Here is a 15,488-nt window from a genome sequence, read left to right on the forward strand (position 1 = left end):
CGGGACGAGTGTGGTTCACTTCGGACATGTCGGTCAGACCCCCAGGAGCGAGGGTGTCGGACAAGTGGGTCGTTGTCACCATGCCCCACCAACGGCGTGCCGAAGAGTTGAGGCACGGTCGTAGGCCGGTACCGGGCCGGTCGGTACGAGTCGAGGCCCCCGCCGTACGGCGGGGGCCTCGTGGTTGTCGGCGGTCAGCGGGTAGAGGCGTAGGTGAGGAACGCGGACCAGGTGGTGGGGGAGGTGCTGAACCGGGGGCCGTCCGCGAGCTTGGAGTCGCGGACGTGCACGGCGTCGGCGCACGTCGCCACCTCGACGCAGGCGCCGCCCTCGTTGTCGCTGTAGCTGGACTTGAACCAGGCGAGCTCGGACGCCTCGTTGCTCATAGTTCTCCCAGTAGCTTCTCGATCAGCTCCGTGGACTCCCGGAAGTTGAGAGCCTGTGCTCGGATACTTCCATATCGTGCCGCCATCAGACGCACCTGTTCCACGTCGCTGATCAGCCGATTGTGGCCGTGGGATTCCGTGTAGGCGAGCTGCGGCTTGCTCTTGGGAGTGAGCAGGATGAAGGGGCCGGTCAGGCCCGGATGATGTTGCTGCGCGATCGGCATGATCTGAAGCTCCGTGCCGGGGAGTTCGGCGGCGCGGAGCAGATTGAGGAGCTGACCGCGATGGACTTCGTCGCCGCCGAGCTGTCGGCGGAGGACCACTTCCTCGATGACGAAACTCGTCTTCGGCGGCGGCCAGTTGTGCAGGATCTTCTGGCGCTCGATCCGGTCAGCGACGAGTACGTCGATGTCCTCTTTGGCGTACGGCGGCTGCCGAACCCCGTACAACGCGCGCGCGTACGGCTCGGTCTGGAGTAGTCCGGGAATCACCATCGTGCTGTACTCGTGAATCTCGACCGCGCCGCCCTCAAGCTTGGCGAACTTGCGGAACCAGGACGGGTGGCGGGCCCTGGCCTTGCTGCGGGCCTTTTCGAGGTCGTCGCTGACGGCGACCAGCATGCCCTCGGCGCGGAACAGCTTGTCGGCCGCGAGGAGCATTTCGGGGGAGGCGACGCGGCGGCCGCTCTCGACCGAAGAGAGCATGTCCACACCGTAGTTGAGCGCTGCGGCCGCCTCCGGCTGGCTCAGGCCGGCCCGTTCTCGGGCGCGCTTGAACATCTTGCCGACCGCCCGGATGAAATCGCGCGCGCCGTCGTTGTCCTCGGGGAGTTCCGCCTCGGCATCTGGTTGCTCGGCCATGCCCACCATATTTCCCTGCTTCGTCGCCGTGACCACGGACTTGTGACGAGCCGTGGTCGTACCCGGACGGTGAGTACCGGGTGTTGTGGGGGTCAGCCTAGGTGGGTATGACGACCCTAGGGGCATGACAGTTGAATTTTCCGCTCAACCGCGCGTTTTCGTGCAGCACTTTGCTCCCACGCGCCGGTCTGTGCGCCTCGCACATCGACTCGCAATTCATCAACTTGGTATGTGGGGTCATTCGCCCGGGAGCCCGCTTTGTGCTGTGGCCGGGGCGATGGTCCATGAGCTGGCCGCCTTTGCCGTTTTCTCCGGCCCGGGGGTGGGCCGCGGATTCCAGCTTCGGCTTCGGCAGCCGGGTCTAGCGGGGGCACTACGCATCGAAGTACGCGACGCACGCGGCGATTTCCGTCAACCGCCGTGGACGCGTGGTCGCGGTCTGCAGCTCGTTGTGGCGCGGGCCAAGGTCTGGGGGTTCACGGATCAACGCGGCGTCGGCCGGACGTTTTGGGCCGAGTTGGAAGAGATCGAATAGACATGAGTACGCAGCAGCACGGTGGCGAGGAGCCCAGAGGGCAACAACAGGACGAGGAGTCGGGCCAGTCGGGCTCGACGCAGGAACAGGACAGCCCGACGCTGCAACGACTGCGGCAGCGGGTGCGCGAGGTCAACGCGCAGAGCGAGGCCAACGCGCTGGCGAAGGGCGGGTGGTGAGCGACGCCTTACGCACCGCTGTTCGCGTGGTACGGTCGGTGACCGATCAGCAGAAAAACTGAACCCCGGCGACGCGCCAACGTCCCGGGGTGTGGCACAAGGAGTAAGCCCTCCCGATGCAGGTTCATCGTAGCCGCCATGCGAGCGGATTCACCGTACTTCCCAACTCCCTGTTGCAGGACCGGCGGTTGTCCTACACCGCCAAGGGGCTGTTGGTCGACCTGCTCTCCCGGCCCGATGGCTGGTCGGAGGACGGTCGGCGGATGGCCGACACCAGTCCGCAGGGCCGCCTCGCGGTCGCCAGAGCGCTTCGCGAGCTCACCGCACTCGCCTACTACCGAGTTGACCGGGTCCGTCGGGACGACGGCACTCTCGTCAGCGAATCGCACGTCTTCGACACTCCGCAGCGAGAACCGGGTGTCATCCGTCCGAGTTCCGGTGGACCGACCACCGACGCGCCGGGCGGTAACCCCATAAAGAACCCAGACAGAGAACCCACCCTCCCCGAGCCGGTGATCGAGGCCGAAGTCGAGGTCGAGGTGGGAGCGGAGCACGTCGAAGCGGTCGACACGCTGTTCCGGGTGGTGCGCGCCGAACCGCGGCTGCGGCTCGGTACGGCCGAGGCGAAGGCCCTCGCGCCGCTGGTGGGCGCGTGGTTGGCGCGCGGGTTCGGCGAACGGGAGCTCACGGTCGCGTTGCTCAGCGGGTTGCCCGAACCTGTGCACTCCGCGCCGGCGTTACTGCGCGACCGACTGGTGCGGAAGCTGCCGCCCGCGCCGCCTCCCGAACGTGCGACACGGCGTTGGGTGGAGTGCGACGAGTGCGGCCGGCCGACGCCGCAGGCGGGCATCTGCCGTGCCTGTGCGGGCCTCGGAGACCGGAGCGCGGAGTACGTGCAACGAGCCGATGCCGCCATACGCGGTCTGGCGAAGGTGCGTGCCGCCCTGCGCGGAACCAGCCCTGGCGGGGTGGCTCTCGGTGTGGCACGAAGCTGACCTGGGCAGTCTCTGTCGCTCGAATGGGCGAACTTGATCCGAATGCTTGTCTTTGGGTGCGATTGAGTGCTTACCGTCCGTCTCGTGAGTGAACAACACACCCAACAGTCCCACCCGGCCGACGCGATCGACGTCAACGACTTTGTGTACGCGGCGACGGGCTCCCGCGTCCGCCGTCTGACGATGCCGGACGGCGAGCACTGGTTCCCCGCAGTGGACGTGGCCAAGGAGTTGGGCTACGCCAACACCCGCCAGGCGATCGCGTTCCACGTCGCGCCGGAGTACACCGCTCGTCTCGACGAAGTTGCACGAGGCGTCTATACAGTAGACGCTTCCTGCAAAATTGCAGGTCACGGGCTCATGAAGTCCATGCGGATGGTGAATCTCAACGGCCTCGTGGCGCTCGTCAACGGATGCACCAAGCCAGGTGCGCAGGCGTTCAAGGCGTGGGTCTCGGACGTGGTCGTCACGGTCCAGCGCGAGGGGTCCTACTCCCTGCGGAAGGCCGAGGTCCAGCCGGCCGAGCCCGGGGCACCCGTCGTCTACGCGATGCCGCAGCAGGTCGCCGACGTCATCGTGCGGCTGGAGGAGCAGAACCTTCGCATCGATCAGCGGCTGGCGGCTTCAGAGGAGGAGGCCAACCGGGCGCGATGGGAGGGGGGTCGCCGCGATCCAGTCCATCGCGCAGAGTGTGTCGCGCCTGGCGGACTCATGGGGGCAGCTGCCACGACAGTCGGTCGGCTCGCGTCACGTCTCCACCAGCGCCAGCGAGTTGCTCGCCTCCTGGCGAGCTCGGCTCACGGTCACGGAGGACGTGTGGGCGGTGGCCGTCGTATTGGCGCCGGCGTTGGCCGAGCACGGTGAGGCCCGGTACAGCATCGAGGAGATCGCCGCCAGCACCGGCCTCACGACAGCACGCGTGCATGACTGTCTCCGTTTCCTGCTGAAGAGGCAGTGCATCCGCCAGATCGGCTCGGTCCGCAACACGCCCGTCTACGGTGTGCACCACGCTTAGGGGTCCTCAGCCGGGGGGCGAGCAACTCGCAGCGCGACTGTGCGACGTCACGCTCGCAGGTAGGGGGCGAAGTGTTCGGCCACCGTCGACGCCACCGCCGCCGCGTCGAGAGTGCCGTCGACCTCGATGACGCGGATGCCGAGTCGGCGGGCCTGCCGCGCCGCGTCCTCGGCGATCAGGTGGTCACGGGCGACGCGGTTGGCCTGGGCGCGGGCTGGGTCGCTGACCGGGACGTCCAGGGCGCCGGCGCGCGGGTAGGTGCGGAGCTGGTGCCGCCGGAACTCCTCGGTGGGAACGAGGACGACCATGCGTCGCGGTGAGTCGAGCAGCGGTGCGACCAGTTCGGGGCGCAGCCCCCATCCCTCGGCGATCGCCGGGCGGCCGGTGAACAGCGCACGCAGGTCGTCCAACGCCCATGCGAAGCGGACCGGGAAGCCGGCCAGCGCCTCGGTGGCCATCTCCTCCGGACTCCGGTTCACCCAGACCTGGTCGGGGGGCGGATCCTCGACCGGCTCCCCGCGAGCGACCCGCAGCGCGATCCGGCGGTCCTGGTGGCCGCGGGCGTCGTGGTAGTCGTAGTGGTACACCGTCAACCCGTGCTCGTGGGCGACGAGTTCGGACACCGTGGTCTTGCCGGCCCACTGCGCGCCGCCGATCCACAGCATGCGGCTCAGGCTGCCGTGCGGGTCCCACATCTCGGGCATCGACATCCTCCCCTCGGCCGGCGGCGCGGTCGGCGCCACCTGGCGACGAGTCTCCTGGCTTCATCGCCGAAATCACAGTCTTGTTCTTGCGAAGTGGCTGGTAGAGAGTGGGAACGAGGGGGCACGGCGGAGTGACGGTCCCGTCAGCCGGCCAGGCGTTCCAGCAGCAGGGAGCCGCCGGTCGCGATCATCAGCGCGCCGCAGGCGCGCACGACCGCGCGGGCGGTGGAGGGGCGTGGTGGCCGAGCGGTAGCCGGCTGCCTGGCATCCCGAGGTTCGTGCGGCGGGTCTGGACAGACGTCACGGCCGATGCTGTCATGCCCACGTCTACATCGATGTAACGACACCGGACCAGCTCACGTTCACGGCACCTCGTTTCCCCCGATCCGAAAGGCCAACGTGCGCACGAAACCGATCCCCTTACGGCCCGGCACCGCAGGACTGGTCCTGGCCGCGCTGCTCGCGAGCCTGCTGCCGCTGTTCGCCGCCGTCCCGGCGGCGCACGCCGCGGAGTGGGCGCCCGGCACGCCCCCACTCACCACCCCCTGGACCGACCAGGTGTCCCCCGACAACGCCCTGCCCGAGTACCCGAGGCCGCAGCTGACCAGGCCCGACTGGCGCAACCTCAACGGCCTGTGGGAGTGGGAACCGGCGGCCGCCGGCGAAGCCCCGCCCACCGGCCGCACGTTGGAACGCGAGATCCTCGTGCCCTACCCCGTGGAGTCGGCGCTCTCCGGCATCCAGGAGGCGCACGACCGCATGTGGTACCGGCGCGACTTCACCGTGCCCGCCGACTGGTCGAACCGCCGCGTCCTGCTCAACTTCGACGCCGTCGACTGGCGCGCCGAGGTCTGGGTCAACGGCCGCGCGATCGGCGACCACGAGGGCGGCTACGACCGGTTCTCCTTCGACATCACCGACGCCCTGCGCGCCGGCGACAACGAACTCGTCGTCGGCGTGTACGACCCGACCGACACCGGCGGCCAGGCGCTCGGCAAGCAGCGGAACGACCCCTCGGGCATCTTCTACACCTCCGCCTCCGGCATCTGGCAGACGGTCTGGCTGGAACCCGTGGCCAGGGCGCACGTCACCCGCCTGGACATCACCCCCGACCTCCCGGGCGAGCGCGCCCTGGTGCGGGTGAACACGTCCGGCGCGGCCGGCACCACCGTGCGCGTCACCGCCCGGGACGGAGACACGGTGGTGGGCACCGCCACGGGGGCGCCGGGCGCCGAGATCGCCGTTCCCGTGCCCGACGCGCGGCTCTGGTCGCCCGACGACCCGTTCCTGTACGACCTGGACGTGAGCCTCACCTCGGGGAACCGGACCAGGGACGCCGTCACCGGCTACTTCGGGATGCGGTCCATCGGCAAGGCCATGGTCGACGGCGTGCTGCGACCGGTGCTCAACGGCGAGCCCGTCTTCCAGATGGGCACCCTCGACCAGGGCTACTGGCCCGACGGCATCTACACCGCCCCGACGGACGAGGCCCTGCGGTTCGACCTCCAGGCCCACGTCGACCTCGGCTTCAACACCGTCCGCAAGCACGTCAAGGTCGAGCCCGACCGCTGGTACTACTGGGCCGACCGGCTCGGCCTGATGGTGCTCCAGGACATGCCGGCGATGTCCCGCGAGCCGTCGGCCGCCGACCGCGTCCAGTACGAGCACGAGTTGCGCGAGATGGTCGACCAACACCGCAGCTTCCCGTCGGTGTTGGAGTGGATCCCGTTCAACGAGGGCTGGGGCCAGTACGACGCGGGGCGGATCGCCGACGAGGTGAAGAGCTGGGACCCGTCCCGCCTGGTGACCGCCGCGTCCGGCTGGCACGACCCGGGCAACGGCGACGTCGTCGACTCGCACATCTACGTCGGCCCCGGCCATCCCACCGGGCCGAGCGACACCCGCATCTCGGCGCTCGGCGAGTACGGCGGGCTCGGTCTGCGGGTACCCGAGCACGAGTGGAGCCCGGGCAACGGCTTCGGCTACGAGATGGTCGCCGACGCGCAGGAACTCACCGACCGCTACATCGGCCTGCTGGCCGGTGTCCAGCAACTCCAGCGCAACAACGGCCTGTCCCGCGCCATCTACACCGAGATCACCGATGTGGAGAACGAGGTCAACGGCCTGTGGACGTACGACCGCCGGGTGCGCAAGGTCGACGGTGCCCGGGTCGCCGCCGCCCACGCCGACCTGCTCGCCGGCCGGCCGATCGGCGGCCGCGCCGAACCGCCCGCCGGGACCTGGCAGTCCCTGCGCGTCACCACCCCGGGGTACACCGACCGCTACCTGCGGCACCAGGACGCCCTGGCGTTCACCGCCCAGGTCGACGCCGCCAGCCCCGAGTTGCTGCGGCGGGACGCCACCTGGCGCCTCGTGCCCGGCCTGGCGGACCCGACCTGCTACTCCGTCGAGTCCCTCAACTACCCGGGCGAGTACCTGCGCCACCGCGCGTCCCGCGTGGAAAGGACCGGCGGTGACGGGTCCCTGCTCTTCCACGAGGACGCCACCTGGTGCGCCGTGCCGGGACTGAGCGGCACCGGCGTGTCGTTCCGCTCGTACAACTACCCGCACCGCTACCTGCGGCACTACGACTCGGAACTCTGGCTCGCCGCCAACGGCGGACCGCAGCCGTACGACAACCGGCAGTCCTTCCGCGAGGACGCCAGCTGGGACATCGCGCCCCCCTGGGCCGGCTGAACCGACCCGTCGCGACGGGCACGACGCCGTGACGGCCGGCCTTCCCGGGCCGGCCGTCGCGGCCGTCGCGGCCTTCCGCAACGCGCTTCAGCGTGGCGCGGCGGCCGCGGCGTGCAGCCGGAGCACGTAGCCGATCTCGCTGACGTTCTTGGCGAGTTCGAAGTTCACCCAGGCGGCGATGTCGACCAGCCGCATGCCCTCGCCCCACGGGAGGGTCGCGGTGCGCTCGGTGGAGTCGAGGTCGGCGTCGGTGAGGGTCTGGAGCCTCGCGCGCCAGTCGTCCCTGAGCTCGCGCAGCCACGCGGTGGTGGCGGCGGCGTCGCCCGGCCAGGCGATCTCCTCGCGCTCGGGGGCGCCGTCGCCGAAGCAGTGGCCGAGGGTGGTGGTCCACCAGAAGCCGATGTGCCAGGTCAGCCACCCGATCGAGGTGGCCGGCACCGGCTCGGGCTCGGGCACCTGCCAGTCGGCGACCCAGCGGCCTGCCTCGTCCTGGCGGACGGTCCAGGAGTCGGGGTTGGGCACGAAGTGGCAGGCGGCGTCGTCGATCTGCGGCAGGTGATAGTCGAGGAGGGCCCAGACCATGTCGAGCTGGCCGGTCAGGAGGGCCACACGGGGTGTCGTCACGAGCCGCGAGCCTGACAGGGCGGCCCGAAGCGCCGCAAACGAATTCGGCGCGTCACCCTTGACGGCCGGACGGGCGGTGCGCCCAGGGTGGTCCGAGTTAGCCTGCGTGGCACGGGTGAAGTGCCCGGGCCGGGGCGAGCCCGCTCTCGTGCCGCGCTGATCAGGGCCGAAGGGAAGGGAAGCTCGCATGACGACCGCATCGGGGTTTCCAGCTGATGTGCCCCCGATCCCGCAGCCGGCCAGCACTCCCGAGGACCTGAGGGCGGCCCTTGCCGCGCTCGTACCGGAAGCACTCGGCACGTTCGACGCCGAGCGGGCCGTCGCGCTGCGGCAGGCGCGGGAGCAGGTCAGCGCCGCTCCCATGCGGCGTTTCGTCGGGCAGTGGGCCCTCCAGGTCGCGATCGAGCGTCACCCCGAGCGCGCGGCCCGGCTGCGGTTCCTGGAGGCACGGGCCGCGACGCTCGACGACCTCGAAGAGGCCCGCGCCGTGGCGGCCGAGATCGGCGCCATCATCGATGTCGCCAGAATCGAGGCGGGCATCGAACACGGGCAGGGCCCTTTGTGAGTGACAAAGCTCGGTGGCGATGGGAGTACGACCCCGACGCGGAGCACGTCCTCTCAGGTCTTCCCCACCACGTGACCAGGGAAGTCGAGCGCCTCGCGGCGAGTCGGTGGCCCTGGCCGAGGTGGGTGTCGATGTCACCGACATCGGAGCCGGTCCTTCCCACGGCGGGCCCGGTGGGCTTCGCCGTATTCCCCTTCTTGCCGACGGCTGGTTCTACGCGCTCCCGGTCCCTCGCCCGCGGTTGATCGCCGTCGTCCGCGTCATCCCGCCCTTCGCGGACATCTGACAGCCGAATTCGGCTCACCAGTCCCGCGGGGCGATCAGCTCCTCCACGTCGGCGTCGGCGAAGCCGTACGCCGTGGCGACGAACCAGATGTCGCCGCCTATCTCCTCGCGCGCCACCGTCTCGATCTCGCTGCCCGCCGCCTCCAACTCGGCCCCCAGCGCGTTGAACTCCTCGGTGGCGGCGTGCGTCAGCGCGTAGAGCGCGGGCAGGTCGGCGGGGCGCTCCGCCTCGACGCGCTCGCAGAGCCGCAGCAGGATCGCCCTCCCCTTGTCCAGCAGGTGGTCGGGGAAGTAGTCGTCCTCGTAGAGGACTTCGAGGAAGGAGCGGGCGGCGGCCTGCTCGTTGCGGAGAGCCATGCGTCGATTCTGACGCGGGCCACTGACAGTCGGTCGTCTAGCGGCTGACGTGCAGGCCGGCGAGCAGCCGGTCGAGGGCCTGCTCGGTCTGCGCCAGGGCGTCCCGGCCCGGGGTCTCGGCCAGCCAGAGGGCGGCCTCGTTGAGCGCCCCGGACAGCAGCCTGGCCAGCGGCTCCACGGGCTGTTCCGCGACGACCCCGGCGTCCACCAGGTCGGCGAGCGCGTCGACCAGGTGCCTGACGGAGGCCGCGTCGTCCATCGCCCGCCACTCCTGCCAGCCGAGCACGGTCGGGGCGTCCACCAGGAGAATCCTCCGCACCGCCGGGTCGGCGCCGGCCGCGAGGAAGGCGCGGCAGCCGGCGCGCAGCCGCTCCCAGAGGTCGTCCTGGCGGTCCGCGGTGGCCGCCACGCGCTCGCCCAACTCCTGCTGCACCTCGGCGACGACGGCCCGGAAGAGCCCGGCCTTGCTGTCGAAGTGGTGGTAGGCGGCGCCCTTGGTGACGCCGACCGCGTGGGCCACCTCGGCGAAGACGACGTCGTGGTAGCCGTCCTCGGCGAACCGCCGCCGGCCCTCGGCCAACAGCGCGCGCCGGGTCGCGGCCCGTTGTTCGGCGCGGGTCAGCACCATCCGGGGTCCGTCCTCTCGCTCGTTCACATACCGGGGGTATGTTAGCGTCCCAGTTGACATACCGAGGGTATGTCAACCGTCCGAGGGAGAGACAGCACATGACGACGACACTGCGCGGCTTCTATCCGGTGATCGCCACCCGTGACGTGGCCGCCGGGCACCGCTTCTACGCCGACCACTTCGGGTTCGCGGCGACCTTCGAGACCGACTGGTACGTGAGCCTCCACCGCCCCGACGCGCCCCGGTACGAGCTGGCGCTGCTCGACCACGCCCACCCGACGATCCCCGAGGGGTACCGCACCGCGATCCAGGGCGGACTGCTGCTCAACTTCGAGGTCGAGGACGTCGACGCCGAACACCGCAGGCTCGTCGGCGAGGCCGGCCTGACCGAACTGCTGTCGTTGCGCACCGAGGCGTTCGGCCAGCGCCACTTCATCGTCGCGGCGCCGGACGGCGTGCTGATCGACGTCATCACCACCGTGGCGCCGACCGGCGAGTACGCCGACCAGTACACCCCGGGCCACGCCCCGCTCGGCTGACCCCCGTCTCCTCTCGGCGACCGCCGAACCGGGCGGCCGTACAACCCGGTGACCGGCGACCCGGTCGGGAGCTGCCGGTCGGGAACTGCCGGTCGGTGAGTGCCTGCCGCGCGAGGAGGGGGTGGTGGCCGTGGCGACCCCCGCGCGGTCAGGTCACTTCACCTCGCCTCACCTCAGCGGTAGAAGCCCTCGCGGAGGTTGATGCCGTGCTCGACCCAGGCCTTGAGCGCGGCCAGCATCCCCGTCCAGCCCTCGCAGTTCCCGAAGGCGGCCTTGGCCCCCTCGGGGGTGGGCTGCCAGGAGGTCTCGGTGATCGTCACCAGGGTGCGCTGCCCCGAGTCGATCGACTCGAACTCGAAGACGGTGCGGGTGACGCCCTTCTCGCCGGTGGTGGCCTCGCCCTCCCACTCGATGGCCAGCCGCCGGTGAGGGTCCGCCTCGGTCACGGTGACGGGAAAGGCGCCGGGGAAGTCGGCGAAATCCCACGTCACGTCGGCGCCGGGGGTCAGGCGGCCCTTCGCGCCGCCGGTGGTGAAGTAGCGCGACAGCTGCTCGGGGTCGGCGACGGCTTCGTAGACCTGGGCGGGGGGTCGTGCGATGCGCCCGGAGACGGTGAAGGACAACTCGGTGAGTGAAGTGCTTGATGTCATGTTGTAATTTTACAACATGATTGCTTCCGTGGATGAGGACGCCGACGGTGATCGCGTGTTCAAGGCCCTCGCCTCGCCGGTGCGGCGACGCATGCTCGACGCGCTCAAGACGTCCACCCGCACCACGGGAGAGCTCTGCGCGCTCTTCCCCGAGCTCGACCGCACCACCGTGCTCCAGCACCTGCGCGTGCTGGAGCAGGCGGAACTCGTCACGGGCCGCCGCCTGGGGCGGGAGCGGCACCTGTCGCTGGCGCCCCTGCCCATCAAGCGCATCCACGACCGGTGGATCAGCGGCTACATGGCCGCCGCCGTCGATCTGCTCGACGAACTCGATCGTGGGCAGGAGTAGGCCGCGTCAGCCGCCGAGGGTCCGCAGCCGGTCGGCTGCCTCCTTGAGGACGTCGTCGCGCTTGCAGAACGCGAAACGGACCTGGCTGCGGCCGGCCTCCGGGTCGTCGTAGAAGACGGAGTTGGGGACGGCGACGACGCCGCAGCGTTCCGGGAGCGCGCGGCAGAAGGCGTAGGCGTCCCGCTCGCCGAAGGGCGCGATGTCGGTGGTGACGAAGTAGGTGCCCGCCGGCCGGTAGACCTGGAAGCCGGCGGCGCCCAGGCCGTCGGCCAACAGGTCGCGCCGGCGCCGCAGATCGGCGGTGAGCGTGGCGAAGTACGCGTCCGGCAGCCGCAGCGCCTCGGCCACCGCGTACTGGAAGGGCCCGGAACTCACGTACGTCAGGAACTGCTTGGCCGTGCGGACGGCGGCGACGAGCCGGGCGTCGCCCATGGCCCAGCCGACCTTCCAACCGGTGAACGAGAACGTCTTCCCGGCGGAGGAGATCGCGACCGTCCGCTCCCGCATGCCGGGCAGCGTCGCCAACGGGACGTGATCGCCGTCGAAGACGACGTGCTCGTAGACCTCGTCGGTGACGACCAGCAGGTCGTGCTCGACGGCGAGCGCGGCGATGGCGGTCCGCTCCTCGGCGGTGAGCACCATCCCCGTCGGGTTGTGCGGGGAGTTGAGCAGCAGCAGACGGGTGCGCGGCGTGATCAGGTCGCGGAGCCGGTCGAGGTCCGGGCGGAAGGACGGGGCGCGCAGGGTGAGCGGTACGCGCTTCGCGCCGGCCATCGCGACGCAGGCGGCGTAGGAGTCGTAGAACGGCTCGAAGGCGATGACCTCATCACCCGGTTCGAGGAACGCGAGCATGCTGGCGGCGATGGCCTCGGTCGCACCCGCCGTGACGAGGACGTCCGTGTCGGGGTCGAGCTCGTGGACCTGGCCGTAGAAGCGGCGCTGGTGGCCGGCGATGGCGGCGCGCAGCTCGGGGACGCCGGGGCCGGGCGGGTACTGGTTGCCGCGGCCGTCGCGGAGCGCGCGCACGGCGGCCTCGCGGACGGACTCGGGGCCGTCGGTGTCCGGGAAGCCCTGGCCCAGGTTGATCGCGCCGGTCGCGGTCGCGAGCGCCGACATCTCCGCGAAGATCGTCGTCCCGAGTCCGTCCAGCCTGCGGTTCAGCAGTGGCCTGCCGCTCATGTCTCCACCCGTTCGCGCTCGGGGCCCCTACGTGCGTCGGGCACCATCCTGCCCCGAGGCGCCGCGGAACAGCCGAGCCCGTGGCCGACGGATCGGCCGTTTCGGCCCGCCGGACGGTGGTCCGACGGCTCCGGTGTGTCAAGGCCGTCGGGGGACGGGTACGGTGCTGCGGTCAAGCGACTGCAGTCTGGGGGAACGGGGCGAGCATGCGGCCGACGGACGACACGAGGGGCGATCCGCCCACCGAGACCATCGAACTGGGCGGACTCTCGCTCTGGTCCCGGGGGATCATCGCCCTCTCGGTGGCGGTGCTCGCCACCTACGCCATCTGGCACCTGGCCATGGTCTTCTTCTTCGTCGCCCCGTCGAACACGGTGAGCGAGGAGTACCGCAGCACGGTCCGCGGCTACATGTACCCGGAGTTCGAGCAGAACTGGAAGCTGTTCGCGCCCAACCCGCTGCAACGCAACGTCGCCGTGCACGCGCGCGTCGAGATAGACGGCCAGGTCACCGACTGGGTCGACCTCACCGCCATGGACATCGACGCCATCGACCACCACCCCGCCCCCAGCCACGCGGACCAGAACCTGCTGCGCCGCGCCTGGGACTTCTACACCGGGGCGCACGACGAGGAGGGCGAGCCGGTCGGCATGCGCGGCGAACTCTCCGAGTCGTACATCCGGCGGATCGCGCTGCTCCGGCTCGACGAGAGCGGCGTGGACGTGCGGGACGCCTCCCGCCTCCAGCTGCGGGAGTCGCTGACCCGGGTGCCGGCGCCGAGTTGGCGCACCGAGGACTTCGACACCGCCACCGCCTACGAGGAACTCGCGTGGTGGAACGTGACGCGGGACGACCTGCCGGGTGGAGGCGAGTGACGTGACCGAACCGACATTCCCGACCGAGCCGACGCCGTCGACCGTGCCGGCAGCGTCGACCGTCCCGGCGGCCCCGACCGTCCCGGCGGCCCCGACCGTGCCGGCCCAGCGCGGGCCCGCCCCGGCGCCGCCGGAACAGCCCCGGCAGAGCCTCGGCGGCCGCTTCGACGCCTGGCTGGCCCGCGGCATCCGCAACATCACCACCCGGGCCCTCGGCCCGTACCAGACGGCGATCGTACGGATCGGCTTCGCCACCACGGCGCTGCTCTTCCTGCTGCGCGAGTGGCCCAACCGGCACGAGCTCTACGGCCCGGACAGCCCCTGGGGCTTCGACCTGGCCACCCGCTTCGTCGACGACAACGGCGCGTTCACCGTGCTGCTGTGGTCCGACTCGACGCTCTGGTTCGAGTTCGTCTACCACCTGGCGCTGCTGGCCTGCGTCGGCCTGCTGCTCGGCTGGCGGACCCGGGCGATGTCGCTGCTCTTCATGATCGGCGTCCTCTCGCTCCAGAACCGCAGCATCTTCATGGGCGACGGCGGCGACAACGTCATCCACCTGATGGCGATGTACCTGGTGCTGGTGCGGTGCGGCCAGGTGTGGTCGCTGGACGCACGCCGGCGCGCGAGCGGGCGCGAGCACCCGGCGGACCCGGTGGGGATCGTGCTGTGGGTGGTGCTGGGCCTCACGCTCGTCGGCGTGGTGCTCGGCGGCAAGCTGGAGAGCCCGGTCTGGTCCATGTTCTTCGCCGGCATGTGGATGGTGCACGGCTTCTGGTGGCTGGTGCGGCGCCACGCCCCCGGCGAGCCGAGGATCGTCTCCGACGTCATCGCCAACCTGGTGCACAACGCGGCCCTGATGGTGATCATGGTCGAGGTCTGTGTCATCTACGGCACGGCCGGCTGGTACAAGATCCAGGGCTCCCGCTGGCAGGACGGCACGGCCGCCTACTACCCCATGCACCTGGACTACTTCAGCCCCTGGCCCGAGATCACCGACCGGCTCTCGGGCAGCGGACTGCTGGTGCTCGCGATGACCTACGGCACGGTGTTCGTCCAGGTCGCCTTCGTGTTCGCGCTGCTGAACCGGCGGGCCAAGAACGTCCTGCTGGTGATCATGATGATCGAACACGCCGGCATCGCCGTGCTGATGGGGCTGCCGTTCTTCTCGCTGGCGATGATCGCCATGGACAGCGTCTTCCTGCCGACCGCCTTCCTGCTCTGGACCGACGGGCGAGCCAGGCTCCTGGCCCGCCGGCTGTTCCGGCGACGGGATGGCGACGGCGACGGCGACGGTGACGCGTACGCGGACGCGGCCGTGGTCGACTCGGTGGTGGCGGACGTGACGGACCGGGAGCGGCGGCAGCCGGAGTGGGCCAAGGAACGATGAGCGACGAGATCGCGGGGCGGTGGCGGCGGCTCGCCGACGAGACGGTGCTGCTCGACGGCTTCCACGCGCTGAAGCACGCCCTGCGGTTCGGGGCCGACGTGCGGTCCGCGGTCGCCGCGGACCGCGGCGCGGCCCTCGGGCTCGCCCGCGAACTGGCGCCCGACCTGGTCGAGACGGTGGACGCCCTGCTGGTCGAGGTCGGCCCCGAGGGCCTCGCGACGCTCGTGTCGCGCCCGCACCCGACCGGCGTCGCGGCGCTCGCCACCCCCGCCCCGCGGGAACCCGCGCCGGGCGCGCCGGTGGTGGTGCTCGACCAGCCGCGCCACCTCGGCAACGTCGGCGCCGTCATCCGGCTGGCCGCCGGGATGGACGCCGGCGGCGTGCTCACCGTCGGCACCGTCGACCCCTGGCACCCGAACGTGCTCCGCGCGGCGGCCGGCCTGCACTACGCGACGGCGGTGACCCGCCGGGACAGCGCCGCGTCGCTGCCGGGTGACCGGCCGCTGTACGCGCTCGACCCGGCCGGGGTCGACATCCGGCGGCTGCGAATCCCCGACGACGCGATGCTCGCCTTCGGCTCGGAGCGGGGCGGCCTGTCGGCCGAGGTGCGGGGGCGGGCCGAGGTCCTCGTCTCGTTGCCGATGCGGGCTGGGGTGTCCAGCTACAACCTGGCCACGAG

18 protein-coding genes are annotated in these 15,488 nt (G+C 70.8%); 10 read left to right on the forward strand and 8 right to left on the reverse strand.

The annotated features are described in order from the left end of the window. Positions 1–194 precede the first annotated feature (194 nt). Positions 195–386: a DUF397 domain-containing protein gene (locus E1283_RS00990; RefSeq protein ID WP_132815528.1), complete on the reverse strand. Its 192-nt coding sequence runs from the start codon at positions 384–386 to the stop codon at positions 195–197. After that, the gene (locus tag E1283_RS00995) at positions 383–1,246 is read right to left on the reverse strand and encodes a helix-turn-helix domain-containing protein (RefSeq protein WP_132815530.1); all 864 of its coding nucleotides are present in this window, start codon (positions 1,244–1,246) and stop codon (positions 383–385) included. Before E1283_RS00995 ends, E1283_RS00990 begins: the two co-directional genes overlap by 4 nt. A 537-nt stretch (positions 1,247–1,783) precedes the next feature. Between E1283_RS00995 and E1283_RS36950 the strand changes: the two genes are divergently transcribed. The 3 genes from E1283_RS36950 to E1283_RS01010 all read left to right on the forward strand — a co-directional run bounded on the left by E1283_RS36950 (position 1,784) and on the right by E1283_RS01010 (position 3,819). Next, positions 1,784–1,960 (forward strand): hypothetical protein, encoded by a 177-nt coding sequence (locus tag E1283_RS36950; protein WP_165955965.1) that lies wholly within the window; start codon positions 1,784–1,786, stop codon positions 1,958–1,960. 116 nt (positions 1,961–2,076) lie between these two features. Then, the gene (locus tag E1283_RS01005; RefSeq protein ID WP_132815534.1) at positions 2,077–2,955 is read left to right on the forward strand and encodes a hypothetical protein; all 879 of its coding nucleotides are present in this window, start codon (positions 2,077–2,079) and stop codon (positions 2,953–2,955) included. An 84-nt stretch (positions 2,956–3,039) separates the two neighbouring features. Beyond that, positions 3,040–3,819 (forward strand): BRO-N domain-containing protein, encoded by a 780-nt coding sequence (locus tag E1283_RS01010; protein ID WP_341829898.1) that lies wholly within the window; start codon positions 3,040–3,042, stop codon positions 3,817–3,819. Positions 3,820–4,017: 198 nt separating this feature from the next. Here the strand turns inward: E1283_RS01010 and E1283_RS01015 are convergent, their stop codons facing one another. Then, entirely contained in the window at positions 4,018–4,674 is a 657-nt protein-coding gene (locus tag E1283_RS01015; protein ID WP_132815536.1) for a hypothetical protein, read from the reverse strand. Positions 4,675–5,073: 399 nt separating this feature from the next. Between E1283_RS01015 and E1283_RS01025 the strand changes: the two genes are divergently transcribed. Continuing rightward, on the forward strand, positions 5,074–7,371 hold the full coding sequence (locus tag E1283_RS01025; RefSeq protein ID WP_425086117.1) for an AbfB domain-containing protein: 2,298 nt from the start codon (positions 5,074–5,076) through the stop codon (positions 7,369–7,371). Positions 7,372–7,458: 87 nt separating this feature from the next. On the opposite strand, the gene E1283_RS01030 is transcribed toward E1283_RS01025, so the two are convergent. Continuing rightward, positions 7,459–7,995, reverse strand: coding sequence for a DinB family protein (locus E1283_RS01030; RefSeq protein WP_207930254.1), 537 nt, complete (start codon positions 7,993–7,995; stop codon positions 7,459–7,461). 187 nt (positions 7,996–8,182) lie between these two features. Here E1283_RS01030 and E1283_RS01035 point away from each other — a divergent pair, with 187 nt between their 5' ends. Then, positions 8,183–8,560: a DUF6247 family protein gene (locus E1283_RS01035; protein ID WP_132815540.1), complete on the forward strand. Its 378-nt coding sequence runs from the start codon at positions 8,183–8,185 to the stop codon at positions 8,558–8,560. Positions 8,561–8,860: 300 nt separating this feature from the next. Here E1283_RS01035 and E1283_RS01045 read toward each other — a convergent pair whose 3' ends face one another. Further along, positions 8,861–9,202 carry a DUF5713 family protein gene (locus E1283_RS01045; RefSeq protein WP_132815542.1) on the reverse strand — a complete coding sequence of 114 codons (342 nt, stop codon included), beginning with the start codon at positions 9,200–9,202 and terminating at the stop codon, positions 8,861–8,863. Positions 9,203–9,239: 37 nt separating this feature from the next. Continuing rightward, positions 9,240–9,830, reverse strand: a complete 591-nt coding sequence (locus tag E1283_RS01050) for a TetR/AcrR family transcriptional regulator (RefSeq protein WP_132815560.1) — start codon at positions 9,828–9,830, stop codon at positions 9,240–9,242. A 98-nt stretch (positions 9,831–9,928) separates the two neighbouring features. Here E1283_RS01050 and E1283_RS01055 point away from each other — a divergent pair, with 98 nt between their 5' ends. Next, positions 9,929–10,369 carry a VOC family protein gene (locus tag E1283_RS01055; protein WP_132815543.1) on the forward strand — a complete coding sequence of 147 codons (441 nt, stop codon included), beginning with the start codon at positions 9,929–9,931 and terminating at the stop codon, positions 10,367–10,369. Between the two features lie 173 nt (positions 10,370–10,542). Here E1283_RS01055 and E1283_RS01060 read toward each other — a convergent pair whose 3' ends face one another. Beyond that, positions 10,543–11,019, reverse strand: a complete 477-nt coding sequence (locus tag E1283_RS01060) for an SRPBCC domain-containing protein (RefSeq protein WP_132815545.1) — start codon at positions 11,017–11,019, stop codon at positions 10,543–10,545. Between the two features lie 28 nt (positions 11,020–11,047). On the opposite strand from E1283_RS01060, the gene E1283_RS01065 reads away from it, so the two are divergent. Further along, on the forward strand, positions 11,048–11,368 hold the full coding sequence (locus E1283_RS01065) for an ArsR/SmtB family transcription factor (RefSeq protein ID WP_207930255.1): 321 nt from the start codon (positions 11,048–11,050) through the stop codon (positions 11,366–11,368). A gap of 6 nt (positions 11,369–11,374) precedes the next feature. On the opposite strand, the gene E1283_RS01070 is transcribed toward E1283_RS01065, so the two are convergent. Then, positions 11,375–12,547 carry a pyridoxal phosphate-dependent aminotransferase gene (locus tag E1283_RS01070; protein ID WP_132815549.1) on the reverse strand — a complete coding sequence of 391 codons (1,173 nt, stop codon included), beginning with the start codon at positions 12,545–12,547 and terminating at the stop codon, positions 11,375–11,377. A gap of 206 nt (positions 12,548–12,753) precedes the next feature. Here E1283_RS01070 and E1283_RS01075 point away from each other — a divergent pair, with 206 nt between their 5' ends. The 3 genes from E1283_RS01075 to E1283_RS01085 all read left to right on the forward strand — a co-directional run. After that, positions 12,754–13,422 carry a DUF5819 family protein gene (locus tag E1283_RS01075; protein ID WP_132815550.1) on the forward strand — a complete coding sequence of 223 codons (669 nt, stop codon included), beginning with the start codon at positions 12,754–12,756 and terminating at the stop codon, positions 13,420–13,422. A 97-nt stretch (positions 13,423–13,519) separates the two neighbouring features. Next, positions 13,520–14,809, forward strand: coding sequence for an HTTM domain-containing protein (locus tag E1283_RS01080; RefSeq protein WP_425086118.1), 1,290 nt, complete (start codon positions 13,520–13,522; stop codon positions 14,807–14,809). After that, a partial coding sequence (locus E1283_RS01085; protein WP_132815552.1) for a TrmH family RNA methyltransferase occupies positions 14,806–15,488 on the forward strand: 683 nt, incomplete at its 3' end. The genes E1283_RS01080 and E1283_RS01085, both read left to right, overlap by 4 nt.

This window comes from Streptomyces hainanensis (assembly GCF_004348415.1).
Lineage (GTDB): Bacteria > Actinomycetota > Actinomycetes > Streptomycetales > Streptomycetaceae > Streptomyces > Streptomyces hainanensis.